The organism is Paenibacillus sp. FSL M7-0896 (assembly GCF_037975415.1).
Classification (GTDB): domain Bacteria; phylum Bacillota; class Bacilli; order Paenibacillales; family Paenibacillaceae; genus Paenibacillus_AQ; species Paenibacillus_AQ silagei.
The window spans coordinates 7,559,843-7,586,142 of sequence record NZ_CP150250.1; the positions used below are offsets into that span (position 1 = coordinate 7,559,843).

The 26,300-nt window shown below is 48.9% G+C and carries 23 protein-coding genes; 15 read left to right on the forward strand and 8 right to left on the reverse strand.

All coding sequences use genetic code 11. The features are described from left to right. The first annotated feature begins 232 nt into the window (after nucleotides 1-232). From MKY12_RS33000 to MKY12_RS33030, 7 genes are all read left to right on the forward strand, one after another. Nucleotides 233-1,171 carry an ABC transporter permease subunit gene (locus MKY12_RS33000; protein ID WP_339252824.1) on the forward strand — a complete coding sequence of 313 codons (939 nt, stop codon included), beginning with the start codon at nucleotides 233-235 and terminating at the stop codon, nucleotides 1,169-1,171. Nucleotides 1,172-1,181: 10 nt separating this feature from the next. Beyond that, nucleotides 1,182-2,066 carry a carbohydrate ABC transporter permease gene (locus MKY12_RS33005; RefSeq protein WP_209878628.1) on the forward strand — a complete coding sequence of 295 codons (885 nt, stop codon included), beginning with the start codon at nucleotides 1,182-1,184 and terminating at the stop codon, nucleotides 2,064-2,066. Between the two features lie 38 nt (nucleotides 2,067-2,104). Further along, complete coding sequence (locus tag MKY12_RS33010) at nucleotides 2,105-3,646, forward strand: DUF3502 domain-containing protein (RefSeq protein WP_339312251.1); 1,542 nt, start codon at nucleotides 2,105-2,107, stop codon at nucleotides 3,644-3,646. A 32-nt stretch (nucleotides 3,647-3,678) separates the two neighbouring features. Then, entirely contained in the window at nucleotides 3,679-4,725 is a 1,047-nt protein-coding gene (locus tag MKY12_RS33015) for a glycoside hydrolase family 130 protein (protein ID WP_339312252.1), read from the forward strand. Nucleotides 4,726-4,814: 89 nt separating this feature from the next. Then, a complete protein-coding gene (locus MKY12_RS33020) occupies nucleotides 4,815-9,353 on the forward strand; it encodes a polysaccharide lyase family 8 super-sandwich domain-containing protein (protein ID WP_339312254.1) in 4,539 nt (1,512 codons plus the stop codon). Nucleotides 9,354-9,654: 301 nt separating this feature from the next. Then, nucleotides 9,655-10,962, forward strand: coding sequence for an aminoacetone oxidase family FAD-binding enzyme (locus tag MKY12_RS33025; RefSeq protein WP_339312256.1), 1,308 nt, complete (start codon nucleotides 9,655-9,657; stop codon nucleotides 10,960-10,962). 31 nt (nucleotides 10,963-10,993) lie between these two features. Then, nucleotides 10,994-12,310 (forward strand): NAD(P)/FAD-dependent oxidoreductase, encoded by a 1,317-nt coding sequence (locus MKY12_RS33030; protein WP_339312258.1) that lies wholly within the window; start codon nucleotides 10,994-10,996, stop codon nucleotides 12,308-12,310. 263 nt (nucleotides 12,311-12,573) lie between these two features. Here MKY12_RS33030 and MKY12_RS33035 read toward each other — a convergent pair whose 3' ends face one another. Next, nucleotides 12,574-14,073, reverse strand: coding sequence for a hypothetical protein (locus tag MKY12_RS33035; protein WP_339312260.1), 1,500 nt, complete (start codon nucleotides 14,071-14,073; stop codon nucleotides 12,574-12,576). 274 nt (nucleotides 14,074-14,347) lie between these two features. Between MKY12_RS33035 and MKY12_RS33040 the strand changes: the two genes are divergently transcribed. From MKY12_RS33040 to MKY12_RS33055, 4 genes are all read left to right on the forward strand, one after another. Beyond that, entirely contained in the window at nucleotides 14,348-14,641 is a 294-nt protein-coding gene (locus tag MKY12_RS33040) for an AbrB/MazE/SpoVT family DNA-binding domain-containing protein (RefSeq protein ID WP_339312262.1), read from the forward strand. Between the two features lies 1 nt (nucleotide 14,642). Beyond that, on the forward strand, nucleotides 14,643-15,035 hold the full coding sequence (locus MKY12_RS33045; RefSeq protein ID WP_209878609.1) for a type II toxin-antitoxin system death-on-curing family toxin: 393 nt from the start codon (nucleotides 14,643-14,645) through the stop codon (nucleotides 15,033-15,035). Nucleotides 15,036-15,050: 15 nt separating this feature from the next. After that, on the forward strand, nucleotides 15,051-15,389 hold the full coding sequence (locus tag MKY12_RS33050) for a nitrous oxide-stimulated promoter family protein (RefSeq protein WP_339312264.1): 339 nt from the start codon (nucleotides 15,051-15,053) through the stop codon (nucleotides 15,387-15,389). 350 nt (nucleotides 15,390-15,739) lie between these two features. Beyond that, the gene (locus MKY12_RS33055) at nucleotides 15,740-16,684 is read left to right on the forward strand and encodes a DUF3800 domain-containing protein (protein WP_339312266.1); all 945 of its coding nucleotides are present in this window, start codon (nucleotides 15,740-15,742) and stop codon (nucleotides 16,682-16,684) included. Nucleotides 16,685-16,737: 53 nt separating this feature from the next. On the opposite strand, the gene MKY12_RS33060 is transcribed toward MKY12_RS33055, so the two are convergent. The 3 genes from MKY12_RS33060 to MKY12_RS33070 are packed head-to-tail and all read right to left on the reverse strand — an operon-like array spanning nucleotide 16,738 to nucleotide 19,322. Then, on the reverse strand, nucleotides 16,738-17,280 hold the full coding sequence (locus MKY12_RS33060; protein WP_339312268.1) for a GNAT family N-acetyltransferase: 543 nt from the start codon (nucleotides 17,278-17,280) through the stop codon (nucleotides 16,738-16,740). A gap of 16 nt (nucleotides 17,281-17,296) precedes the next feature. After that, nucleotides 17,297-18,625 carry a HAMP domain-containing sensor histidine kinase gene (locus tag MKY12_RS33065; protein WP_339312269.1) on the reverse strand — a complete coding sequence of 443 codons (1,329 nt, stop codon included), beginning with the start codon at nucleotides 18,623-18,625 and terminating at the stop codon, nucleotides 17,297-17,299. Beyond that, entirely contained in the window at nucleotides 18,618-19,322 is a 705-nt protein-coding gene (locus tag MKY12_RS33070) for a response regulator transcription factor (RefSeq protein ID WP_339312270.1), read from the reverse strand. Before MKY12_RS33070 ends, MKY12_RS33065 begins: the two co-directional genes overlap by 8 nt. 177 nt (nucleotides 19,323-19,499) lie before the next feature. On the opposite strand from MKY12_RS33070, the gene MKY12_RS33075 reads away from it, so the two are divergent. The 3 genes from MKY12_RS33075 to MKY12_RS33085 all read left to right on the forward strand — a co-directional run bounded on the left by MKY12_RS33075 (nucleotide 19,500) and on the right by MKY12_RS33085 (nucleotide 23,111). Beyond that, entirely contained in the window at nucleotides 19,500-20,204 is a 705-nt protein-coding gene (locus tag MKY12_RS33075) for a VTT domain-containing protein (RefSeq protein ID WP_339312271.1), read from the forward strand. 63 nt (nucleotides 20,205-20,267) lie between these two features. Further along, on the forward strand, nucleotides 20,268-20,657 hold the full coding sequence (locus MKY12_RS33080; RefSeq protein ID WP_339312272.1) for a DUF948 domain-containing protein: 390 nt from the start codon (nucleotides 20,268-20,270) through the stop codon (nucleotides 20,655-20,657). Nucleotides 20,658-20,969: 312 nt separating this feature from the next. Further along, nucleotides 20,970-23,111 (forward strand): pectate lyase, encoded by a 2,142-nt coding sequence (locus MKY12_RS33085; RefSeq protein ID WP_339312273.1) that lies wholly within the window; start codon nucleotides 20,970-20,972, stop codon nucleotides 23,109-23,111. Between the two features lie 113 nt (nucleotides 23,112-23,224). On the opposite strand, the gene MKY12_RS33090 is transcribed toward MKY12_RS33085, so the two are convergent. After that, nucleotides 23,225-23,440: a hypothetical protein gene (locus tag MKY12_RS33090; RefSeq protein ID WP_339312274.1), complete on the reverse strand. Its 216-nt coding sequence runs from the start codon at nucleotides 23,438-23,440 to the stop codon at nucleotides 23,225-23,227. A gap of 37 nt (nucleotides 23,441-23,477) precedes the next feature. Further along, nucleotides 23,478-23,705 carry a helix-turn-helix transcriptional regulator gene (locus MKY12_RS33095; protein ID WP_339315024.1) on the reverse strand — a complete coding sequence of 76 codons (228 nt, stop codon included), beginning with the start codon at nucleotides 23,703-23,705 and terminating at the stop codon, nucleotides 23,478-23,480. Nucleotides 23,706-23,829: 124 nt separating this feature from the next. Here MKY12_RS33095 and MKY12_RS33100 point away from each other — a divergent pair, with 124 nt between their 5' ends. Beyond that, the gene (locus MKY12_RS33100) at nucleotides 23,830-24,096 is read left to right on the forward strand and encodes a DUF6809 family protein (protein ID WP_339312275.1); all 267 of its coding nucleotides are present in this window, start codon (nucleotides 23,830-23,832) and stop codon (nucleotides 24,094-24,096) included. Nucleotides 24,097-24,105: 9 nt separating this feature from the next. Here the strand turns inward: MKY12_RS33100 and MKY12_RS33105 are convergent, their stop codons facing one another. Continuing rightward, on the reverse strand, nucleotides 24,106-24,906 hold the full coding sequence (locus tag MKY12_RS33105) for a WYL domain-containing protein (RefSeq protein WP_339312276.1): 801 nt from the start codon (nucleotides 24,904-24,906) through the stop codon (nucleotides 24,106-24,108). Then, entirely contained in the window at nucleotides 24,893-26,206 is a 1,314-nt protein-coding gene (locus tag MKY12_RS33110; protein WP_339312278.1) for a WYL domain-containing protein, read from the reverse strand. The genes MKY12_RS33105 and MKY12_RS33110 overlap by 14 nt, the downstream gene beginning before the upstream one ends. Between the last annotated feature and the right edge of the window lie 94 nt (nucleotides 26,207-26,300).

A 26,300-nucleotide genomic window follows, 5' to 3' on the forward strand; every position in this document is an offset into this window, starting at 1 on the left:
AACTGTCCGGCTCATTATAAGTAGATTTATTATAGCACACCGGGTATTTTCGTCTGCCGAATCGTTTGTTTTCGGAAGAGTGTTGTTTTTGGGAAGGCGGTAAATCTGCACTTGCGGGAAGGATTGGCGTTTCTCGGAATTGCTCAGGGCGCAAGGGCTTGATAAGGTGAGCGCATAGATAACGGGACGCTCTTGGGGCGATGACCGGTCTTGAGGAAGGGGGGATGTACAAATGAACTACCCGCTTAACGCAGGTAAACGTTCAAAATGGAGGCATATCACGCAGAATCCTTTTCTGTATGTGATGGCTGTACCGGGGCTGTTGTTTTTCCTCGTGTTCAGTTACTTTCCTATATACGGGATTATGATTGCCTTCAAAGATTATGATTTTGCCAAGGGGATCACGGGGAGTGACTGGGTAGGGTTTAGAAATTTCGATTACTTTTTTACATCAGATGACTTCTGGACAATTCTGCGGAACACACTGCTACTCAACGTGCTGTTTATTGTGTTCACGACAGCGGCGGCCGTTCTGATTGCGCTCATGTTCAATGAGATCCGCAATAAGTATTTCAAACGGATATCGCAATCGCTTATTTTCCTGCCTTATTTCATGTCCTGGATTGTGATCGGGATGATTGTCCAATCCTTATTCGGCGGGGAAGAGCCTATGATTAATGTCTGGCTGCAAAATATCGGCATGGAGCCGGTCAACTGGATGTTTGAGTCAAGTCTCTGGCCTTATATTCTGACGGTGATCCGGGTGTGGCAAGGGGCCGGTTATCTCTCGATTATTTTCCTGGCCGCCATTACGGGCATATCGGAGGATCTATATGAGGCAGCCCGCATCGACGGGGCTTCTAAACTGCAGATTGTGACGCGTATTACGCTGCCGCTGCTGGTTCCGACGATTATGATTATGACGCTGCTGGCCGTGGGCAAAATTTTCAACGGGGACTTTGCGATGATTTATGCCATCATTGGAGACAACTCGATGCTGTATCCGACTACCGACGTCATTGATACCTTTGTCTTCCGCTCCATGCGGCAGCTGCACGATTTTGGCATGTCTTCGGCAGTGGGCCTGTTCCAGTCCATTATGGGTCTGATTTTCGTCATTGCTGCCAACTGGGTAACCCGCAGGGTATCCAAAGAATCTGCTTTATTCTAGGAGAGGTACTATGATACAGAAACATAGCGCAGCGGACCGCACCTTTACGGCATTCGCCCATACGTTCATTTTGCTGTTTACTTTATTTTGTCTGTTCCCTTTTCTGCTGATGATTGCCGGTTCCTTTACGGATGAGGAGGAGCTGATAGCACACGGATATACCTTATTCCCGCAAAAATTATCGCTGGCCGCCTATAAGGCGGTTTTGCAATCAGATGTATTGTTCAACGGCTATGGGGTTACCCTGTTCATCACGGTTGTCGGGGCCTTAAGCGCCCTGTGCATTTCCGCCATGCTCGGCTATTCACTGGCGAATAAACGGAATGTTCTGCAAACGCCCTTTCTGTTTTTTTGCTACTTGCCGATGCTCTTCTCGGGAGGGATCATTCCGTTCTATATTGTAGTCAGCCAGTGGCTGCATTTGCAGAATACGATCTGGGTGCTCATACTGACGATGTTATGCCAGCCATTCCTCGTCTTCCTGCTCGTCAGCTTCTTCCGCACAATACCTGAGGAGCTGGAGGAAGCCGCCCGAATCGACGGAGCGAATGAGATGAGAGTGTTCTTCCAGATTATGATTCCGATCTCGAAGCCAATTCTGGCTTCTGTCGGCCTCTTCTATGCGCTGAGCTTCTGGAATGACTGGTTCATGGGACTGATGTTCATCGATAATGAGAAGTTATTCCCGCTGCAATTAATCCTGCGCCGGATGGTCTCCAATATGGAAGCGGCCAGGAACCTGATCCCTTCCGGTGCTGCGATTTCGGTCACTCCACCGACGTACGGGGTGCGGATGGCGACGACGGTACTGACCATCGGCCCGATTGTGCTGCTGTATCCGATGCTTCAGAAATATTTTGTCAAAGGTCTAACGGTTGGTGCTGTCAAAGGGTAAGCCATTCAGATTGTCCATAGATACAGGAGGGTAACGAGATGAGGTTAAAAAAATGGTTCGGCACGGCAACAACAGCGGTATTGGTGTCGTCACTGGTGCTGGCAGGCTGCGGAGGAAATGCGAAGAATGAAGGCAATACGGCGAATTCTACGAATTCCCCGTCCAGTTCAGAGGGGGCAGCGCCTGCTGCCAAAGAAGTAGTGACGCTGAAGGCCTATTTCCCGGGAGATAAACCTGCGGGGTTCGATGCTGTGCTGCAGGCAGTCAACGACAAGCTGAAAAAAGATAATATCGGAGCCGCGCTGAATATCAACTTCATGCCTTGGACCGACTACGGGAATGCGGTATCCGTGAAGATGTCTGCCGGGGAAGAGTTCGATATGTATCTGGATGCCCCTTGGCTATCCATGAACCAGATGATCGAGAGTAAATCGTTAACGGAGCTGGATGCGGCAGTTGCTGCACGGCCCGAGCTGAAGTCGTCCATTCCGGAGGAAATGTGGGAGTATAACAAATTCGGCGGCAAAATTATGGGGATTCCGCTCGGCACCACCCAAGGCCAGCTGTATGGCGTACTGATCCGTAAGGATTTACGCGAGAAATACGGGCTTCCCGAGCTGAAGACCCTCGATGATCTGGAGAAATTCCTGTATGCAGTCAAGGAAAATGAGAAAGACATTAAGCCTTTTGTCATTAACGGAATTAAGGCCGATAAGCTGCCATTCATCCTGAGTAACTCTGCGAATCTGGCGCAGGATGAAGTACTGGAGATTGGGGTCAACATGTTCTCGTATTCGATCAAGGATAAGAAGGTCATTGGCCAATGGGAGAGCCCGACAATTGCCGATGCTTATGATCGCGTTACCAAATACTACAAGGATGGAATTATCTCCAAAAATATTGCCCAGGAGCAAAATGCCGAGACGCTGTTCAAGCAAGGTAAATATGCGGCGACCTACTATGCAGCCGATGGGGTCGAAGGTCTGAAATATTCGGAAATGCTGAAGGATGGCAGCGACAAGCTGGAGATTTTCATACCGAACGGGGAGCAGGCTAAGCCTTATACGGCTTATCAGCAATGGAACTTCCTGTGTATCCCGACGACCTCCAAGCATTCCGATGTCACTATGGATGTAGTGAACTGGCTGTCGATTAAGGAAAACCATGATCTGATGGAATACGGCATTCAAGGAAAGGACTGGGAGCCTGTCGGCAATTCGAGCTATAAGGCGCTGTCCGGCTATACCTTCCCTGGTTATGTGCTGACCTGGCGGCCGACGCTGAATCGTACACCTGACACCATGATGCAAGATGACAAGAAGTGGTTCGACTTCTCGACCAAGACGTCCAATTTTACGCTTAGTCCAATCGCAGGCTTCAACTTCAACGCCGAGAAGGTAAAGACGGAATATGCCAAAATCACGCCGCTGCACGATTCGATCTTCCTGCCGCTAAGCCAAGGCCTGATCCCTGCGGCAGAAGGAAAGAAAACGATGGAGGATAAGATGTCCAGTCTCGGCGGGCAAAAAGTAATCGATGAAATCCAGGCCCAGATTGATGCCGTTACTTCCGGGAAATAACCGTACTTCAAACACAGAAAGAGGTCACTCCAATGAAAATAACACGCAGCGCGCACAATCCGCTGATTGAAGCCGTGGATGTTGCCCCCTCCCGTCCCGATTTCCAGGTGCTGGGTGCATTCAATGCAGGCGTGGCGCAGCTACAGGAGGAGACGATCCTCTTGCTGCGCGTTGCCGAAGCGCCAATATCAGACCGGGCGGACGAGGTGCTTGTTCCCCGACTAAATGAAGCTGGAACGGAGGTGCAGGTCGAACGGTACGACAGGAATGATCCGGCTTATGATTTCTCCGACTCGCGCTTCGTAGCCAAGGATGGACAGACGGTGATGCTCACCTCCTTATCTCATCTCCGGGTAGCGCGGAGCCGGGATGGCGTTCATTTCGAGGTTGAGCCGCAGCCGGCCCTGTTCCCGGAGCATCCTCTGGAAGCATGGGGGATTGAAGATCCGCGTGTGACCCAGATTGGGGACACCTATTACATCACTTACAGCGCAGCCTCTGCGCGCGGTGTCGGCGTTGGGCTGGCGGAGACCCGCGACTTTCAGACCTTCACACGGCGGGGGATGATGCTGCCTCCCGAGAATAAGGATGTTATGATTTTCCCGGAGAAAATTGGCGGTAAGTACTACGCTCTGCATCGCCCAGTGCCGAAGTCATTCGGCGCGCCCGAGATGTGGATCGCGGAATCGCCCGATCTCGACCATTGGGGGAAACATCGTTTCCTGATGGGACTCGGCGAGCAGGGCTGGGACTCGGCCCGCATGGGCGGCGGGGCAGTTCCGATCCGCACACCGCAGGGCTGGCTTGCGCTGTATCATGGCGCGGACAGCAGCCACCGCTATTGTATGGGGGCGGTGCTGCTGGATCTGGAGGACCCGTCCCGGGTCATTGCGAGATCGCGTGTCCCCGTGCTGGAGCCGGAAGCTTCCTATGAGGTGAACGGATTCTTCGGCAAGGTCGTGTTCTCCTGCGGCGCGCTACTGCTGGACCAGACGGTCCGCATGTATTACGGCGCGGCGGACGAAGTGATGGCTGTGGCGGACATCCCGCTCCAGGATATATTAGATACTCTTGTGTAAGGGGAGGGAGGCAGTGTGAGCTGCCTTCCTTAATCCCTAGTTTAGAAAGCGCTAACAAAAATCTGCTAGATAGACAAAGGAGCGTGTACATGACTGGTAACGTGCAAAGCAGGATCAAGAGATGGATCTGTCTCGTGATGGTTGGTTTGATGATCTCGACCCTCGGGTTCCAATATCCTGTATCGGCGGCGGATAGCTCGTCGCAGGAGCTGGCTGAAATGAAGCTGATGAAGCAGCGGGCGGTGGATTTCTATATCTCCAAAGACATCATCAATGACGGAACCAATGGCCGGGTTGAATGGACTTTTAAATCACAGGCCGGGACCTACTTATCGAGTCAAAAAGCGAATGGAAGCTGGAGCGATGTAGATTATGCCAATACAACCTCCAGCGCCAACGGCAGAGCCTGGTCGCCTTACCTTGCGCTGGACCGGATGCAATCGATGGCCCAGGCGTTCGCAGACCCGAAGGGGCCTTACTATCATGATGAAGCCATGTTAGCTGGTATTCAGAAAGCGCTGGATCACTGGTTCACGGTCAAGCCGACCTCCACCAACTGGTGGGAGACCGGCATCGGCAAGCAGCTGCGGCTTAGCAAAATCGCGCTGCTGTGTGAAGGCTATCTGACTGCGGAGCAGGCTGCTAATATTGTCGGCACATTAGACAGCAGTCCGAATACGATCGATGGGGCGAACTCCTCCTGGTACAACCAGAATTATATGATCCGTGGCTTATTGCTTGAGGATGCCCAGAATGTCCGTAGCGCCGTAAAGGCGTTTAACGTGCTCTCGGCTGTGACGGTGACGCTGACGGGAATTCAGTCCGACATGTCCTTTTTCATGCATGGGAAGACGAATTATACCACGGGCTACGGCAGAAGCTTCGCCAGAGATATGTCCTTCTGGGCCTATGTGGTCTCGGGCACAAGCTTCGCCTACAGCCAGGCGGCCATTGACTCTTTGTCCTCCTATGTGCTGGATGGAACCAGGTATCTGGTGAGAGGCGATGTTGCCGATCTGGGGATGGGGATGAATGGGCCGGAGTGGCCGGATTATGAGAGCTCTGCGCTGACCTTCTATGAAGATCCGCTAGAGTGGATGCAGGCAGCCAACCCGAAGCGGGCGGATGAGTTCGCTGTTTTCTTGAATAATATCCGGGGTATTGGCACGCTCTCAGGCAATGGACTGGATGCGAACAATATGACGCAGTGGCAGACTCTCGTCTCCTCTCATATGCGGAAGGATTACGGAATCACGGTCAAGATGTCCTCCAGCACGGTCAAGGGCGGCGAATGGAGAACCATTAACCCAAGCGGATATAACCTGCTCTACTGGACTCCGCAAGGTGCTACTGCAATCCAGAGAACCGGAGATGAGTACAGAACCGTGTACCCGCTGATGGACTGGGCTCATGTTCCGGGAACAACAGCTCCCTATGTACTCACGAAGGAGAAGGATTTCAACAACCCGAAGACATTTGTGGGCGGTGTGACCAATGAGCGTTACGGTGCCACGGCGTTTGATTTCAATAAGCTGAATACCAGCGGGAAAAAGGGCTACTTTTTCTTCGATGATGAAATGGTAGCGCTGGGCGCAGGCATCACTTCGACGAATGCTGCACCGGTCCATACCACGCTGAACCAGAGTCTGGCAGTAGGCGATGTGCTCGTTGACGGCAAAGCCGTTGCAGACGCAACGTCGCAGGTGAACGGACGCTGGGCCTATAACGATCATACCGGTTATGTGTTCCCGGATAAGACGGACTTCCAGGTGAAGCAGGAGACGAAGACCGGGAAATGGAGCGATGTGGTTACTGGCAGCTCGACGGAGCCAATCACTAAGCCGGTGTTCTCGATGTGGCTCGATCATGGCGTGAAGCCGGTCAATGCCTCCTATCAATACATCGTATTGCCGGGTAAAACTGCTGCGGAGGTTGGCAGCTATGCGGAAGCAAGCCCGATTAGTATTCTCGCGAATACCCCGTCTGTGCAGGCGGTCCGGCACCGTTCGCTCGGCATTTCGGAATTGCTGTTCTATCAGCCGGGTACAGTGACGCTAAGAGAAGGCCTCAGCGTAACCGTAGATAAACCGTCGATGGTGATCGTCGATGAATCCGCAGACCCTGTCCGCATCTCGGTGGCGAATCCTGAAACACCGGGGATTACAGTCAATGTAACGCTGAACCGGAACGGGGATCAGACTACAACCACGTACAGACTCGGTAAAGATACGTTTACCGGCCGGAGTATGACGCTGAACGAGGGATCTTCTATCGACGATAGAGGGTATGATCTGGCTTACAGTAAAGGTACGGTTGCTTCGTCCAGCGTGGGCAAGCAATTTGCGTCGGGTGCTACGGATCTGTACAGAACCTCCAGTTGGAGTTCGAATGCATCAGACGATGAATGGATTTATGTGGATCTGCAGGATCAATATATGATCAATAAGGTTAGACTGCATTGGGAGAAGGCTTACGGCAGAAGCTATAAAATTCAAGTATCCGATGATGCGGCCACCTGGAAGGACGTTTATGCGACCTCCATGGGGGATGGCGGCATCGATGATATTGCCTTCGGTAAGACCAGCGCAAGGTTCGTCCGGATGCTGGGCGTTCAGCAGGGGACCGGAGACGGTTACTCGCTTGCTGAGTTTAACGTGTATGAAGCGGTTGTCCCCAACCTTGCGGAAGGCCAGACTGCGGTGGCAAGTTCGTCCAAAGCCGCCGATGTATCAGTGGGGAATGCGGTAGACGGCTCATTGACGACTCGCTGGGGGTCCAACTATGCCGATCCGCAGTGGATTTATGTCGATCTTGGCTCCATTCAGCCGATTGCTAAGGTCATGCTGCACTGGGAAAGTTCGTATGGGAAGGAATACCGGATTGAAGTCTCCGATACAATGGAGGACTGGAAGACAGTATATAGTACGTCCAGTGGAGACGGGGATATCGATGAGATCTCCGTAGGTCAAGTGAATGCCAGATATGTCCGGATGTACGGAACTCAGAGAGCAAGCAAATACGGATACTCGCTCTGGGAATTCAAAGTGTTCGGACCAGAGACTGAAGCCCGTGTTCCCGCCCGGGTTGAGCTTGCGGCAGCGCCATCTTCGGTGGTGCCTGGAGGCAAAGTATCCGTTACGGGGGCCGTCTATGAGGGTGGCAATCTTCCGGTTCCCGGTGTGGAGGTTGAACTTACAGCTGCCGATGGAAGCCTTGAGCCTGCAAAAGTAACTACAGATGTGTACGGCCGGTTCAGTACGGTCTTTACCGCACCGTCCGTTCCCGGAGAGGTATCCATCTCAGCCATCCTGCCGGCAAGCCCATCCGTTACAGGGGCAATCACCGTGTCTGTAGAAAAAGAGGCTGTGCCTACAGCATCCCGGATTGAACTTGAGGCCTCGCCGTCCTCCGTATCCGCTGGAGGCAAAGTGTCCGTTACGGGAACCGTCTATGATGGTGAAGAGCTTCCGTTAGCGGGCGCTGCGGTCAGTCTCATGGCAGCATCAGGCAGCTTCGAACCTGCCCTTGCTGTAACAGATGAGCACGGCCGGTTCAGCACGGTCTTTACGGCACCGTCCGCAGCCGGAGATGTGGTCATTACGGCTGTACTGACTGACAATCCTTCCGTGACAAATGCGGTAACCGTTTCTGTAAGCAAGGCCATGCCAGTCCCTGTTCTTATTGAACTTCAGACGGCAGCGTCTGCCGTGAATACCGGGGATGATGTATCCATCACGGGGACCGTCTCGGGTAGCGATAATCTTCCAGTCTCCGGCCTGGAGGTCGAACTTAAGGCTTCCTTGGGCAACCTTGAGCCTGCTCATGCCGTAACAGACGCAAACGGCCGGTTCAGCGCGGTCTTCACGGCACCGTCCACACCTGGAGAATTGACGATTACGGCATTCTTGAGCGCTTATCCGTCCATTACGGGAAGAATTAACGTATCGGTCAATGAGCGTTCGGGCGGCGGAAACGGCGGCGATCCCGGAGGCGAAGCGCCAGTGACTCCGTCAGTACCAGTAGTACCGCCGGTTATTGTTGGAACACCGAATAAGCCGGACGAGGGCCCTTCTGCAACGGCTACTCCGGTCCCTGGCCCATCCCTCACCGATATTGCCGGGCATTGGGCCGAAGCCAGTATCCTTGAAGCTGTTAAGCAGGGCATCATTACAGGTTATCCGAACAACTCGTTCCAGCCTAACCGTAATGTGACCCGTGCTGAATTCACGGTGATGCTGGCGAAGGCGCTGAAGCTTCAGAACACAGAAGCAGCGTTGTCCTTCAAGGACAGTGACCGGATCGGTTCGTGGGCCAAGACAGCCGTTGCTCAGGCAGCAGCCCTGGGAATTATTCAGGGCGATAACCAGAGCAACTTCCGCCCGGATGCGCCTATGACCAGAGCGGAAATGGCCGTTATGCTGGCGAGAGCATTGCATCTTGCTCCCGTAGCCCGCTCAGCAGGATTCACGGATGACCGCGACATCCCCGCCTGGGCGGTTGGAGCAGCGGCCGAAATGAAGAAGTCAGGACTGATGCAAGGTAAGGGCAACAACAGCTTCTTCCCGAAGGATGCCGCAACGCGGGCAGAGACGGTTACAGTCCTGCTGCGGATGCTGGAAGCTAAGTAAGTATAGCCAACCTTTCATCGATATACGTTAGAACACAGCAAAGCAGCGATTCTCCTGTTAATAGGGAATCGCTGTTTTGTATTTTTGGGCAAAATATAAGAATGTATATGTTTCACGCTATACATTATCCTTCTATTTCCCGCTGAAACGGTAGTCCTTTAACAGGACGGCAAAGCCGTTTCCACTTGTGTAAACGGCTATGATCATAAGGAGATCAATGACAACCAGTACACTTATGCTATAATTTAATAAAGTGTTTTTGTGCTTAGAGAAAATTGGATAAAGGATGCATTGACCAACCATGTATGAGAATCAGACTTCTATGCACCACAAGCTCTTTATTATCGGCGCAGGTGCTGCCGGACTAATGGCCGCTGTTACTGCGAGTGATATGGGGATCGATACTGCCATTCTGGAGAGTAACGACCGGATTGGCAAGAAGATCTTAATGACCGGCGATGGCCGCTGCAACATTACGAATGAATCCACTGTGACAGATACGGATGAAGCAGCCGCTTTATCGCGCAAGTATCACAGTAATCAACCCGAATTTCCGCTTGCGGTAGTGCAGCAATATGGCGTCGGCCAGACGATTGATTTTTTCTCCTTTCTTGGGCTCCCGCTTACAAGACTCAAGGGGGGCTTGATGTATCCGATGTCGCTGCAGGCAGCGGCGGTACTTGATATTTTCCAGCTGGCGCTAGAGGATCGGAATGTTCCCGTATACCTTAAGAATAAAGTGGTGGATGTTACTGCTTCGGCAGATCATCCTCGCTTCACGATAAAATGCCTAACCGAGACAGAGGAAGAGGTTGTGTATACTAGCGACTATCTGCTTCTGTCTACGGGTGGCAACACCGGTCCGAATGCAGGCAAAGAACCTCCGGGTTATACCCTTGCCGAACGTCTGGGGCACACCCTGATTGAGCCTTTTCCTGCCATCGTGCAGTTGAAGCTGCAATATCCGAATATGAGGGCACTGTCCAGTATCAAATCTCAGGGACAAGCTAATATCATTGTAAAGGGTAAAGTCATCGGCAGTGAACAGGGTGAGCTGGCCTTCACAGACTATGGTATTACCGGTCCGCCCATTCTCCAGCTAAGCAGGAAGGCTGCCTATCATCTGGCAAGAGGAGAACAGGTGAAATTATCGGTGGATCTGACGCCGGGCCGCACAGAGGAAGAGTTAATTGATTTTTTAGAAAAGCTCTGGGAGACCTTTGGGCACCGGACCGTGGCGGATTCCCTCGTGGGTATCTTCAACAAGAAGCTTGTTACGGTCCTGCTTAAGGAGACGGGCTTAGATCAACAGCCACAGCTTCTTTGCCAGAATCTGCCGCCCAAAACTAAAGAGAACTTTTATCGGCTCTTGAAGCGTTGGGAATTTAAAGTGACGGATACCAATGGCTTTACGAATGCGCAGGTGACAGCCGGCGGCATTGATACGTCAGAACTCATAGAGGGAACGCTGGAATCTAAGCTGGTGCCCGGGCTGTATTTAGCCGGCGAAGTGATGGATGTGGACGGAGATTTCGGCGGCTATAACCTGCAATGGGCCTGGAGTTCCGGATATGTGGCCGCTATGGCGATAGCTAAGTCCATTCAATAAATTTATTAGGAAAAGGGATGCATCAATTAACATGTATAAGGATCAGACTTCTAAGCACCACGAGCTGTTCATTATCGGTGGGGGTGCTGCAGGTCTAATGGCTGCAGTTACAGCGAGGGATCAAGGTATTGATACAGCCATTATTGAAAGCAATGACCGGCTCGGGAAGAAAATAATAACGACGGGTAACGGGCGTTGCAACATTACGAACCAATCCACCGCCACCGGTACGGATGAAGCGGCCGCTTTATCCGTCAAGTATCACAGCAATCAGGCAGGCTTCCCAATACATGTACTGCGGCAATTCGGTGTCCGCCAGACAATCGATTTTTTCTCCTCGCTCGGGCTTCCTTTTATGAGCTTAGAGAACGGCCGGATGTATCCGATGTCGCTGCAGGCGGCTTCGGTGCCGGGTGTGTTCAAGCTGGCGCTGGAGGACCGGAATGTTCCCGTCTATTATAAACATAAAGTGCTCGATGTGGCCGTATCGGCGGGACATCCGCGGTTCGCGATAACCTGCCAGACGGAGACAGAGGAACAGGTTGTGTATACCAGCAACTATCTTTTTCTATGTACCGGAGGCCTTACCGCTCCCAAAACCGGAACAGACGGCTCCGGTTATACGCTTGTCCAGCGTCTGGGACACACCATGATCCACCCGGTGCCAGGCATTGTACAATTGAAGCTGGATTATCCGTATTTGAAGGAACTATCGGGCATCAAATTTGAGGGAGAGGCCCATGTGATCGTAAACAATGAAGTCATCCGCACGGAGTCTGGCGAGATTCTTTTTACGGACTATGGCATCTCGGGCCCGCCCATACTTCAGCTAAGCAGAAAGGCTGCGTATAATCTCGGCATCGGAGAATCCGTGACCCTGTCGGTGGATTTGATGCCGGAACGCACGGAGGAAGATTTAATTGATTTCCTGGAGATCCACTGGGGGATCTTCGGACATCGGACAGTTGCCGATTCCTTCGTGGGCATCGTCAGCAAGAAACTGATTCCGGTGCTGCTGAAGGAGGCTGGAATTGATCAACAGCTGCATCTGCTGTGTCAGGATCTATCCTGGAAAACCAAGAAAATATTCTATAAACTATTGAAGCGTTGGGAATTTAAAATCACCGATACCAATAGCTTCACGAACGCCCAAACCACAGCCGGTGGCATCGATACGACGGAGCTAGTCGAAGGAACGCTCGAATCTAAGCTGGTACCTGGGCTCTATTTGGCCGGTGAGGTGATGGATGTAGACGGCGATTGCGGCGGCTATAACCTGCAATGGGCCTGGAGCTCCGGATATGTCGCTGCGATGGCGCTTGCTGACCGGCGTGCCCGGACCATGTAGGAGGCTGGATAGATGCAGACCCGTGGTGCATTGAAGTAGAAATGTTTTTTCAGCACACTATTTTATGATGAAAAAATAAACGACACTGATTAAGTAAGATTACAGCACAAGCCGAGGCTGTAATTGACACTATAGAAATACATTTGAAAACTAACGTTTGTGAGACTGCATTCAGTTTCGTATGATTAGCAGTAAATTAAAAACACCTGTTATGGGTGTTTTTTTAATGATTTTGAATATCTTGAAGCTTCTATTGTTTAATATTATTTGAGGCCAGAAATATTAAGTTTTACATTTTCCTGTTCAGTTAAACCATTATTATTAACCCAAGATAGATTAATAAAGGTTAATTTTGTTATATCCTTTGAATCTATCCTATTAAAGATGTAAAACTCCGAAGTTGGTTCTGATTGCTCCAAAGTCATTTTGATCATATTTTGAAATTTGTATGATAACCTTGTAGTAATATTTAAATTATTTTCTTTAATAATACCGCTATACCATAATTCATTATCTCTATAATAAACATTTACATTAATAGTCCAATTCTCTGATTTACCTGTATACATCGTAAGTTCATTGGGCTTTGCTATTTGTATAGATGCATCTTTACTTACCTCTAGAAGAGTTCTGGAGCTCGTTGAGATATAGAGGTAATTACCATCCTCAGCAATTAACTTACCATCAAGTAAGGTGTCTTTAATACGAATATCCTCACTTTTAATTAATCCAACAATATTTAAAGCAGAACCGAGGTAGTTCCCTGTTGAGAACATTAAAAAGGAAAGTAGGGGAACTACTATAACTACAAAAAGTGATAATAAAAACAATATATAGAAGCAAAACTCAACGAAGGAATAGGTATGTTTAAAAGGATTGCTCTTTTGTTTTTTGCTTCTCTTTTTTCCTGCCGGCATCCACCCCTTCTGATTTATTTTTATCGCAATAATACTTAATCCTATAACTATGGCGAAATATAATAGTAACGACAAAATCAGTCCTAGCTGCTTACTTAAGAATATGGGGAAAGGAGAAGATACAATCATCACAATGCCTATAGTCTTATAAAATTTCAATAAAATATTTGCTATGTAACGAGCGGATAAAATTAATATAGAAACAGCGAATGGAAAAAACCAAATAAAGAAAAACCTTCCTAATTCCGAAACCTCAAAAGAAGAATTGGCATTAAATAAAATAAAAAGCAAACTTATAGTCGAGGAATATACAAAAAAAATAAAACTGAATAATAGAAATGATTTTCCTAATCCCTTTAACTTGTATGTGGATATAAAGAAGGCAACTATTCCTGAAAAGATGAAGCCAGCGATGTAACAAGATGAGCGATTAATTGGGATGCTTTTGATTACGACATCTAATAGGGAATGATCAGCCTCACCAAAAAAGTATCCATAAAGAATGAGATATCCCATGAAATAAAATAATGGAAATGACCCTAATAAACCTAACATTACTTTCAGAGCATATACGAACAAGTTGCCGACCAGGAATTGCTGCCATTGTTGAATAGAAAAGTTTTCTATTATTAAATAGAGCTTTAAATGAGAAAGTACTTCTTTTTCCTTTAGGCCTAACAATAATGCAAGTTCTTTCGTATTATTGTTCAACTCTGTTAGTTTTGATTCTAAAAATTCTTTATAGCCTATTCCAAATGTATTAACGAAATTCGATTCAAATTCTTCGTTAATTTCACCATGATAAATATCAAGAAATAGTATCTTACTGAACGTCGTATTCTCCACTTAAAACAACCTTTCAAAAAATAGATGAGTATGGACGAAATTATTTTACCATTTAAACCAATTATTTAATGTAACAATGATTATATGACAAAGAAGGAAATCTACTTTTTAGAAATAGAAAAGAACGTTTTATTAGAGACCTTTTTTAATTTATTCATAGTTGGTCTTTTCCATATCCTTCTGATAAAATGTACATATATTATAACTTTTATTACTGTTATAAGTTATAACTTGAAGCGCAAAGATCATACTATAAGAGGAAGGAAGAAATAAAATGAATGGTGTGGTCAAAGTGACGAAGGATCAATCGAAGGTGACCCGTTATTCCCGAAAGATTGGGCGAATGGGGAATAGCTTAGGTGTAAGCTTGCCAAAAGCGCTTGCGGATAAATTGAGTATCTCACAGGGAGATGAAATCGAGTTTATTGAAAATGAACGTGGAGAAGTGGTGTTCAGGAAAAGCCGGGCGGCTCTGTTGAATGAACAGATTCGGCCTGAGGTGCTTGAGGCGTTCTTCGATGTGTTTGAAGAGGATCAGGGCATTCTTGAAGACCTAAGGGATCGTTGATATGGGCACTTTTCTTACCAAGGAAGAGGTTATTACTGCACACCATTTCATGATGAAAAGAATGAATGACGCAGATCAAGCAGGAGTGAAGGATCACGGCCTGCTGGAATCTGCGGTACATAGACCGCAACAAAGTATTTTTGGAGAGGATGCTTATCCCTCTATATTTGATAAGGCAGCCGCATTGCTGGAATCGCTCGTCAAAAACCATTGCTTTCATAATGGCAATAAACGAACAGCCTATCTGGTCACGAAATCTTTTTTGGTTCTGAACGGGTACCATCTAAAGATGCAACGGGAGTTTGCAGTTGAATTTGTTGTAGACATTGCCAAAGGCGTGCATTCATTAGAAATGATCTCTTATATTTTGACAAAATATTCTGAGGAACAATAAAGGTAAGGTGTCCAAATGGATGATGAGCACGATGGCCCTAAGATCCGCAAAGAAAAAATAATTGCTGCAAAGATGATTCGTATCTATTGCAAGAAAAAACATCATGAACAAGAGCTCTGTGAGGAATGCCGGCACTTAAATGAGTATGTTATGAAAAGACTCTCCTCTTGCAAATTCGGTGAAGAGAAACCCGCTTGTGCGAAGTGTCCGATTCATTGTTATAAACCGGTCTACCGCCAAAAAATAAAGGGGGTTATGCGTTTCTCGGGACCCTGGATGTTGTTGTATCATCCATTAGAGTCCATAAAGCATATCCCCATACCGGAGAAGATAAAAAGACCGCTGTCCCGATAGTTGGCAGCAGCGAAGTACATGGAGCGTTCTTGCTTCTACGGCTGCCTGTTAACCGGGTGTTTCCGTATTATCATAAGAAGAGTGGGGGACTGTTTAGAATGGAAAGGAGGGCCAGCGTTTGTCCGGGAACGAGATGTGGGAGTTAGAGGACTAGGACGAGGCTGATATATAAATAAAAAACCCAACTCTGCTAACGAAGCGGAGAAGGGTTTTTTCAGGATATAGTCGGCTCTACTAACGAAGCGGAGAAGACTGTATCCATCCGTATTATTTCTGTGTATTCATGATATTATGTATGTGTACGAAAGTCAAGTCACACGTAATCATCTTGGTTATTTAGGATGTGTACAATGATCTATAATATCTACTTCGATGAAGCAAATAAAATTGACCAGCCGGGAAAAGCAAATTCATATTACGGTGCATATGGCGGAAGTGAGCAGACAATGTCAGAAATAAGGCATTCCGTGCAACGTATTTATGATGAGCTTGGAACTAAGAGCGAACTCCATTTCAGGGAGTACAACCATGACCAGTACTTAAAGAAATATTTTAAGGCTCTCCATTATATTATTAATCAGGATATTAATATTAATATTCTGATTGTTAGCAACACAGAAGCGCATAGTATAGCTAGACAACTGAACCTGACAATGATGGAGCTGCGAAATCTTTTTTATATCAAAATTCCGGAGAGGCTATTCTATGGAGTAACCCGGCACTTGCATGGTCAGGTGGATGTTAATATTAAAATTGATCGTAACGATGAATACGACGCTCTTGGACTTCCTGCAAAAATTAAAGAACAGATGAACGCACATTCAGTTTATCGGAGCAAACGGTACAAAATTTTAACTGTTGAGTCCGAAGAGTCCCATGAGTCCATTCCCCTGCAAATTATTGATACATTCATGGGAATTGTAGTGTTTTTGATGGAAAAAAGCTACATGGCAGTTTCAAACACAACTCTGATAAAGAGTGATTTAGTGTATCGTTTTTTATTAGAGGGTGATAATATCGAGCGATTTATGAAACAGATTAAGCTCTATTCATGGAACGGCAATGAGAACTTGTCTGAATTGTCTGTAGGTAATTACGTATCTCAATTTATGGTACATAAAACTCGTTATGATGTTTCAGAAATAGCCAAGCTTCAGGCGGTTATGTTAAGGAACCCTAATCTATCTGCAATGGAATACCGTAAGCTAATGGAGTATCCTAACACGTTAGCACGTATGTTGTTGGGGTATAAGGATGAGGTTGAAGGTAGGGGAAGGAATTACTCATTAAGATAGCAGCATTGAACGTGCCAAGGAACAGGATGGCCCTGCGCCTTGGCTTATCGTGGTTACACATTCCCCTGCTCCAGCCACTCCCGCTTTAAAATCGCAAATTGCTGGGTATTCTCGTACTTCGGGGTTCCGTCTTCGTTCTTGGTGAAGGAGATGAATTCCATGAAGCAGCCTTCCCGGCGCATGCCTAGCTTCTCGCACAGCTTCTGCGATCTGGAGTTGTCGTCCTCGACGTAGGCGTAGATGCGTCTGGCTTCCTGCTCCAGGAAAAGATAGCGCAGTAGCGCGCGGGCGCTTTCGCTGGCATAGCCGACGCCCTCGTAGGCCGGGTTGAAGTGCCAGCCTACGCTGTAGGTATCGGGCTCTTCTTTCATGCAGAATAATTCGCCAATGATTGAGCCGGTATCCTTCAGGCAGACGGCGAGATGGGAGTCGTCCTGACTCCGTTCGCTGGCGGTGGCGATGGCTTCCTCTAACGTGGAGAGGCGTTCGCTCAGGAAACAGTTCACCCGCGGATTTGCCAGATACTCCAGCATACCCGGTGCATCCGTCTCCCGGAAGTTTCTGATGATTAAGCGGTCGGTAGTGAATTTTTGCATGATGATCCTCCCTAAATTAAGTGAGCGTGTTATTTACCGGCAAGCGGATGTGAACGGAATACCTGCCGCCAGTGCTTGTGAATGTGATTTCGCCCTTATGCTGGCTGATGATTTTGTGGCAGGTCTTGAGGCCGATTCCGGTGCTATGGACCTCATGGGCCTCCTTTTTTATAACATTCGTGATATCTATTAACAGCCAGCGGTCTTCGATTCTATACGCAATCGTTACGGCCGCAGACGTATCGGCATACTTCGTAATGTTGGAGAAAAGGTTGTCGAATACCCGCCTGAAGGAGATCAGGTGAAGCTCCACGCGGAAAGGGACAGGGGACGGCTCCCATGCTACCCGGAAGCCGTGATTCTCCAGCAACATCGACTGCTCATCGATTAACTGATCCATGAGCTGAATCCCATCGTAGGACTCGAACTCCAGATCATTCTCCTCTGTGTTATACACGGTGAAGTACTCGAATAGCTTGTCGGACAGATGCTTGATCTGATAGGCTTTTTCCCTACTGCTGTGAATGTATTTCGCTAACGCCTCCTGATCCTGATATTTCTTGTATTCGATGATGTCCAGGTAGCCGACCAATGCGGTGAGCGGTGTCCGCAGATCGTGGGACATGGCGGTGACCAGCTCGCTGTTGGCGACTCTGGCCTGCTCCTCGCTCTCCAGGCGCTCGATGAACGATTTCCTCATCTCATTGATGCTCTGGGCCAGAGACGATAGCTCATCCTTCCCCTTCAGCGTAATCGGATAGTCCAGATTCCCGCCCTCCAGAATTTTAATCTCCTTCTCCAGCACGCCAATATAAGAGGTCTTCTTATTGATGAAGAACAGGACCAGGACAATGAAGAATAAGAACGACAGAATCACACCCAGAATCGTAATGAGGTTGTAATACTTGTATTCAAAAAAATACTCCATATAGACCTGAGCAGTCGTATCCGCAAAGGTAACCGTGGAATATTGGGATTTGCTGAAAATGCTAGGGTCGGGCAGAAACCTCGTATTCTCGGTCTTGATCGTGTACCCGTCCGTAGAGTAGAGAAATTGGTTGTCCTTATAGAGATAGAGATTTACGTACTTGGTTTTCCTGACCCATTCAGCTATTTGTGCGTCATCCTTAAGCGACAGATGCTGCCCGGAGACATATTCCTCAAGTGCCGGAAGGGCTTGCTCTTCTTGCTTGTTAATGAACGAGCTTCTGGTCCGGTAATGCTCCAGCAGATCTTCGCCTGTGGACTGCAGCAGCAAGAACAGTGCCGCTGAAGCCAGGAACGAACCGATCAGGCATAGGATTAATTTGAGTTTCAGCCTGCTCCACCACAGCTTGTTATTCAATCCGGTACCCCTTTCCCCAGACGGTTCTGATGAACTTGGGATTCTGCGGGTCCTTCTCCAGCTTCATCCGCAGATTGCGGATATGAACCATCACCGTATTATTACAGCTGTAGAAATAAGGCTCGCCCCACACACTCTCATACAGATTCTGTGCCGAGAAAATCTTATTGCGGTTGCCGGCCATCAGCGCCAGCAGCTTGTACTCAATTTCGGTCAGGGTCAGCTCCTTCTCATTAATTCTTACCTCGTTGACGGTAGTATTCACGCTTAGCCCGTTGAAGGTAATCACATCTGAGGGGGCGGAGGTATCCTCCTTGCCTTTGTATACATAATACCGCCTAAGCAAGGCCTTCACCCGGGACACCAATTCGGTGTAGGAGAAAGGCTTGGACAGGTAGTCGTCACTTCCGGCCGAGAAGGCCAAGGTTTTATCAGAATCTTGAGTCTTAGCTGTAAGAAATAGGATAGGCGCGCTGGTCATCTCACGTATCTCCACGCAGGCCTTAATTCCCGACTTCCGGGGCATCATCATGTCCAGAATGATCAGGTCAATGGTATCGTCTACTTTATTCACGGCATCTTCCCCGTCAACAGCCTCAACGACATGGTATTGCTCACTCTCCAGCAGCACCCGGACAATCTCACGAATCTCATGGTTGTCGTCGGCTATAAGTATGGTCTTGGCAGGATTCATCATTTCTCCATCCCCCTCCCTTCCTGAGCACTCATTGTGCTTCCATTATAGATTGTCTATAGCGCGTAAACCACCGGATGACAGGCGACTTAAGAATTCTTAAGGAAGTTCATGCCCGAATCTTAAGAATATTCACCTAAGCTGGAGAAATTATAAGCCAGTGAAGAGAGGGATTCGTAAATGGATTGGTTATTACACAAAAAGCGGGTCAGCAAGGTTCTCCTCGCTTGCGTGGGCCTTGTGACAATTATAGTATTCATCAGATACCTGCCGGAGCTTCTGCGGCTGACGATGTCGCTGGACGGCTTCCGCGATTATATCCTCTCAACGGGGAAATTAGGGCCGGTTATGCTGGTGCTCTTCCAGATTCTCCAGACGGTAATCGCCCCGATACCGGGGGAGGTCGTTCAAATTGCCGGGGGATACATCTATGGGACAACTCTAGGGGCGGTCTTCGTGACTGGGGGGATGCTGCTGGGGGCAATGATTGCCTTCTACTTCACCAGATTCCTGGGCGGGTCTTTCATTGATAGTTTGCTTCAGAGGGACAAGTTCAAGTGGATGAGAGGAATGATGGATAATAACAAATTCTCGGTTTTCCTGTTCATTATCTTTATAATTCCCGGACTTCCCAAGGATATGTTCATCTATGCAGCGGGATTGACGACGATGAAGCCCCTAAGATTCTTTACGATCCTGCTCATCGCCAGATTTCCGTGGCTGCTGGCCTCCGTAAGCATTGGGGCTAATATCTACGATAAGAATTATGGTCCCACCATCGTCATCTCCGCTATCTCCGTCCTGGCCTTTATCTTCGGATTAATCTATAAGGACAAGCTGATTCATAAATTATCTTCCTTCAAAGGTGGTAAAAGCGGGCTGTAACCGCAACTGTTGGAATGTTGTCTGTACCTTGGACATAGAGTGGAACTACAGGAGGCGTTGCATATGTTAATTCAGCTTAGTGTTGCTTTTGCTGCGGCCGCTTTTATTGCTCTGGCGGTGTTCTTGATTCTTACACTGCGCAAGGGAATGACCACGCTCGGGGAGACCAACAAGACGTTGGGCGAGGTGAGAAATGCCATACATGGATTGACGGGAGAGGCGACTCAGCTCATTCACACGGCGAATCAGGTCACCCGGGATGTGAAAGGGAAGATCAAGACCATCGATCCGATCTTTGAATCTGCGCACAATGTAGGGGAAGTTATTCAGACGGTGACCGAGACCTTCAAGAAGAACGCTACCGACATCGGCCAGAGCTTGAACCCAGAGCCGGAGAAGGCTGCGGTCAAAAGTAAAAGCAGCCAGATCCGCGTTAATACGAAGTTTCAGTGACCTTTGCATCATCGATAAGAAGCGTCAGTTCAAGGCACCCCCGGGCGGGTGTCTTTTTGTATGCAGGTATCACTTCGCTGCAAAATAATCATTTTCTCATAATAGCGCATAATTGGAGGTGATATGAGCAAATGATTGTTTCAGCACTAATTCGGCTTCTGCTATGCTCGGGGTATCCGACAGGTTCATTTCCGTCTACTTCAAGGGTTCGGATCACCCGGTACAAGAGGAGGGCAGACACCGAAATTCCACAGGTTATTGCAAGCGGTTACAAATGTATTCTGCAACAAATTTAAATCGGGAGGCAAATCAATGAATAGAATCGTTGCGAAGGTAACCAGTATAGTATTGTTGTTTTCTCTTGGACTCACTCTGTTATTCAGCGGGTGGGGAACGGCGGTAGTACACGCTGCAGGACTTACGGTAACAGGCAGTGGAGGCGGAAATGAAGCTGCCTACGTGGAGTGGTCACCTGTCAGTAATGCATCGGGATATAAGGTATACGTCAAGGCTGCAAGCGCCGCAGATTCTCAGTATCAGCAGCTTCATAATGAGCTGATCCGCAAGTATGGCTCTTACTGGAGAGCAGATGCCGTAGGCCTTGCGGCCGGAAGCTATGTTATGAAGGTGGAAGCCGTGCTGTCAGGCGGGGGAACGGCAAGTGCAGTGACAGGTACGCTGGCCGCCGCGCCGTATGACCGGTCCGGGTTTGCTTTTTCCACAGCTTCACCTTATGGTACAGGCTCCGGTGCTTATAATGACAATGGAACGCTGAAGAGCGGGGCGCAGGTGCTGTATGTCACCTCTCAGAATGCGCAGACCGTAACACTTCCCGTTGTTGTCAGCAGTTCGGGTACAGTGCAGACGGGAGTTGGTCTTGGCGGCATTCTTACTCTTCGGCAAAAAGGCTATGATACCACCCCGCTTGCCATCCGGTTCATCGGACAAGTGAAGGCTGCTGATCTGAGCGGACAGTTGAACAGCAGCGGGTATCTTGAGCTCAAAGGCAAAACCAATTATACGGAAATGAACATTACCCTCGAAGGAATAGGGAAAGATGCGACTGCCTACGGCTGGGGAATGCTGCTCAGGTATACCGGAAATGTAGAGGTAAGGAACCTGGGCGTGATGTTGTTCCCGGATGACGGGATTTCGATGGATACAGGCAACGCGAATGTATGGGTGCATAATAACGATATTTTCTATGGATCAGCGGGAAGTGATGCCGACCAGGTCAAGGGGGACGGTTCTACGGACCTCAAGAAGGGATCAACGTATATCACTATCTCGTACAACCACTATTTTGATTCCGGAAAAGCATCACTGGTCGGACTTAGCGAGTCTGCAGAATTCTTCGTCACCTTCCACCACAACTGGTTCGATCATTCCGACTCGCGTCACCCGCGGATCAGAGTAGCCTCGGTCCATGTGTATAATAACTTCTATGACGGCGTGTCAAAATATGGTGTGGGTGTAACTACCGGCGCTTCGGCCTTCGTGGAAGGAAATGTGTTCAGGAATACCAAGAACCCGATGCTAAGCTCCCTGCAAGGCACAGATGCTCTGGGCGAAGGCACGTTCTCCGGGGAGAACGGCGGGATGATCAAAGCCTTCAATAATAGTGTGGTTGGGGCGGCAAGTCTGATCTATGCGAACTCCGGTGCAGGAACGGCACCGGCGAATGCGACTTCATCGGATGCATATCTCGCCTCATCCAGAAGCGAAGCCGTTCCCGGCTCGTACAAAGCACTTGTCGGTGGAACAGCATATAACAACTTCGATACGTTAGTCGATACAGGTGTTAGCGCAGCAGCTGTCGATAACGTAAGCGCAGTAGAGCAGAAAGTTACAGCGGGAGCAGGACGCCAGGGCGGCGGTGACTTTAGCTGGAGCTTCAATAACGCTGTAGATGACACCGCCTATGCCCTCAACGCACCATTAATGTCAGCCATTCGAAGCTACACCTCGGGGCTGGTATCTGTGGGAGGCAACGCTAACCCGGGAGGCCCATCGCCGACTCCGGCAGCAACGCCTGTGCCAACGGTAACTCCTGTGCCGACAGCGACTCCGGTGCCGACAGCTACTCCAGTGCCGACAGCAGCGCCAACGTCAACACCAGCCCCAGGAGCAGCGATTCACAATTTTACAGCGTCAGGAACATCGAGCAGTTTTTTCACCATTCAGGGCAATCTCTCCACCAGCAAAGGAACGGTAGTCTATAACGGCCTGACCTTAACGCAATGCCTGAAGATCGAGAGCGCCACCAGCGTCCAGTTCACCGCAGCCAAGGCCTCAACGCTAACACTGGTGTTCAATTCAGAGGGGACCAAAATCAAAGTCGATGGGACAAGCTATCCCATAACGAACGGTGTGGCCACCGTCTCCCTTGCGGCAGGTACGCATACGATTTCGAAGGATAGTACTGCTAATTTGTATTATTTGATGGTGGAGTAGGTAGGGGGATTTCTTTCGCTGACCCGAATTAAGGCGACCTGCAGAGGTCGCCTTTTACTCTATTAGTGAGTATTTCAATGCTCATTATTTACTATACACTTACAAACTTCGTATTATGTAGTAACCTGTTTTTTAAAAAAGGATTTAATTCCATCATATATAACGACTAATCCAATAATTAAAGCCAAACTTCTTACAACAAACTCAGCAACATAGAGGCTCCCCTGGTATTGTGTTGAACTAAAGGTATGCCCAGTGATAAATCCTGGCGACACCATTACAAGTACGCCTATAACAACACTTGAAATTAAAAGTACGACTTTACTCATAAATATTCCCCCTGTTTTTTAATCTTTAAATGTAAAATCAATTATTTTCTTTACTGTCAACCAAATCAATAATCTCCCGTATGTCCTGAATGTCTAAAGCTTCTGCAATTCTAACGATATGACTAAAATTAATGCTATCTCGTTTACCATTGGCCAGCTCGCTCAATGCAGCATGGCGGACATGCGATAGCCTAGACAACTCCCGCATCGAAATCTTATGCTTAAGTGTCAATTCTGATATTTTCACTACAATACTCTTCCCTATTGGAATCCCTCCATTTTTTGAATTTTTACTTGACTATACGCTTATGCGTACCAAACATGCTTTATAATTATGCTACGCTGATTTATATCCTAAATTTATAATGTAGCTTATGAAGGAGGCCCTAATGCCCAATATTCTCGAATCGCTATATCATGGAAGTCTATTTCCTAATGAAGATATAATCTCCAAGGACCCCAATTATCGTCCGCTTAACGGTCAGATTACCGAATCTCTCGAAGCTTGGAAGCAGAAGCTGTCTGCGAGCGAGTTCGACGAGCTGGAGTCTTTATTGGAGCTATATTCACAAGTGCAGGGAATGGATATGACGGCTGCATTTGTGTCAGGATTCAAGGCTGGGGCTATGACGATGATTGAAGTGCTAATTGAGTAAGAGACCTGACTATCCCTCCCCATACCGCCCAACCGCCATCTCCGCCGACTTCAGCATACGCTGCTTCAGCTGCTCGCCCTGGGTGATCTTCACGCGCAGGCCCAGGAAGCGGATGCGGGAGAGCAGGAACTCGCTGTCGTCTCGCATGTAGTGGACGGTGATGTGATAGATCCCCGTAGCTTCATCGAAGGCCACTGACTTATCGAAGCAGGAGAAGGTGGACAAGATCCGCGAGAGCTCGGCATTGTAGACAGGGATAACCTGAATACAGGCGGATTCTCTCAGACCGTCTAGAAGACGTGAGATCCGTGCCTTGAGGCCTTCTATCCGGTGGGCGGGGATGAGAGCAGGTTCGGCAGACACGATGTTCCGCAGCTTCGTGGACATGAGTGAGCGCTGCCGGGTGCTGTACCACTGTAAGTACCACTCCCGCTTATACATATTGTACTCCAGCTTGTGGGGGAAGCCGGACGGATCGGTCCGTTCCCCGCCATGCTTGATCGCATACGTGAGCTGAATTCCCTGATTCTCCATGATGATGCGGCGCAGGGGGCGGAGCAGCGGATGATAGACCTGGCGCTCCTTGCTGCGGGCCTTCTCGATGATGATCTCTCCTACTTCAATAGAAGCTTCAGGCTCCAGCAGGGAATTCAGTTTACGTAAGGTTTCTGTTGAAAAAGCTTCAGCCGCCGCCGGATGCCCCAGCATCGTCTTCAGCCAGGAACGCTCCTGTGAGGTTAGCGCCAGGGAGCCGGCCTCTTCCAGGCGGGAGATGATCTGGAAGTTGAATATTTTCTCAAAGGGATTCATAGTAGCTCTTAATCTCCTTCCATTCCTCCATGAACTGCTTGCGCAGCCAGCGGGGCTCCAGAATCTCGCAGCTGGAGCCGAAGCTCCGCAGCCACGGCTTGATCTCAAAGATCTCGTTCACTGTAATCTCGTACAGGAAGGTCGTATCGGACTCCTCCGTAATGGTTCCCCACTGCCCCTGCGCCTCGACCCGCTCCCGGATGAAGTTGGCGCCGGACCGGCTGGGATTATAGAATCTGACGGCGACCTTCACCGCACGGTTGGTATCTGTTACCCAGCTATACTCCAACAGAGCCTCTAATTGCTGAAGTCTCTGCGCAAACTCCTCTTCTTCTACAGGCTCGCCCTCTTCAACCTGGGTCAGGCCGTCCATCCGTAATTTCTTAATCCCGGTCCGGCTGTGATTGCCGATTAGATACCATCGCCCATACTGATGATCGTAGACGACACGCAGCGGAAGCAGGCTGTCCGTAATTCCTGCCGATTCCCGCTCGAAGAGGGGGTTAGTGTTCTGGGAGGTGTAGTTCATGCCTTTTTTGGGCGATAGATAGAGGAATTTGATTCTCCGCCGCTGCCGGATCGCCCCGTGGATCGTATAGAGATGCGCCTCATCCAGAATCCGTGAATGGTAATGGTATTTGTACCGGTGGGTCTCCGTGGCTTCGGGAAGAATGCCCCGTATCCGCAGCGCCTTCTTCAAGGTGTCACGCAGGAGGTAACCCTGGACAGACGGAATCTGCGTATTGGCAATGACATCTACATAATCGAACAGGTCTAGCAGCTCATCATCCGTAAGCTGGTCCAGCAGTTCGTTGGCTGCCTTGTACCGGTAGGGACGCTTCTCATTCACCCTTACAATCACGCCGACCTCCTCCAGGTATTTCAGGTCTCCCCGGATGGTCTTCTCGTCCGGCAGCGGTGAATCGGCGGGCATCTGGTCACAACAGCCGTCATGCAGTTCCTTGGCCGTCAGTTCCTCGCTCTGAAGTGCGGTTAACAGCAGCGTCAGCCGGATGCTCTCTGTCTCCTTCAGTGACTTCGCCCGGAACAGGAACAGGAGCAGCGGATCGGCAGATTCATAGTAATTATAGCGGAGCCATTCGGACAGCTCGGTGCCTTGTTCTGCGGTCAGATCCTGCTGCAGGACGGTCACCATCTCCTTGAGATTGCGCAGCGTTTTGTCATAGGTATGTACGGAAATGCCGAGCCGCTCGGCGAATTGCTGCCTGCTGTAAGCTCCCCCGGCCAGTGACAGCATACGGAGAAACTGTATTTCTTTATCGAAGCTTTCCTTGGCCATATGTATACCTCCAGCCTGTAGCGCATTCATGAGTTGTAATAGTTAATACCTCTATTAAGCACCAGAGTTGCTTGAAATGGAAGATTTTTGTCTG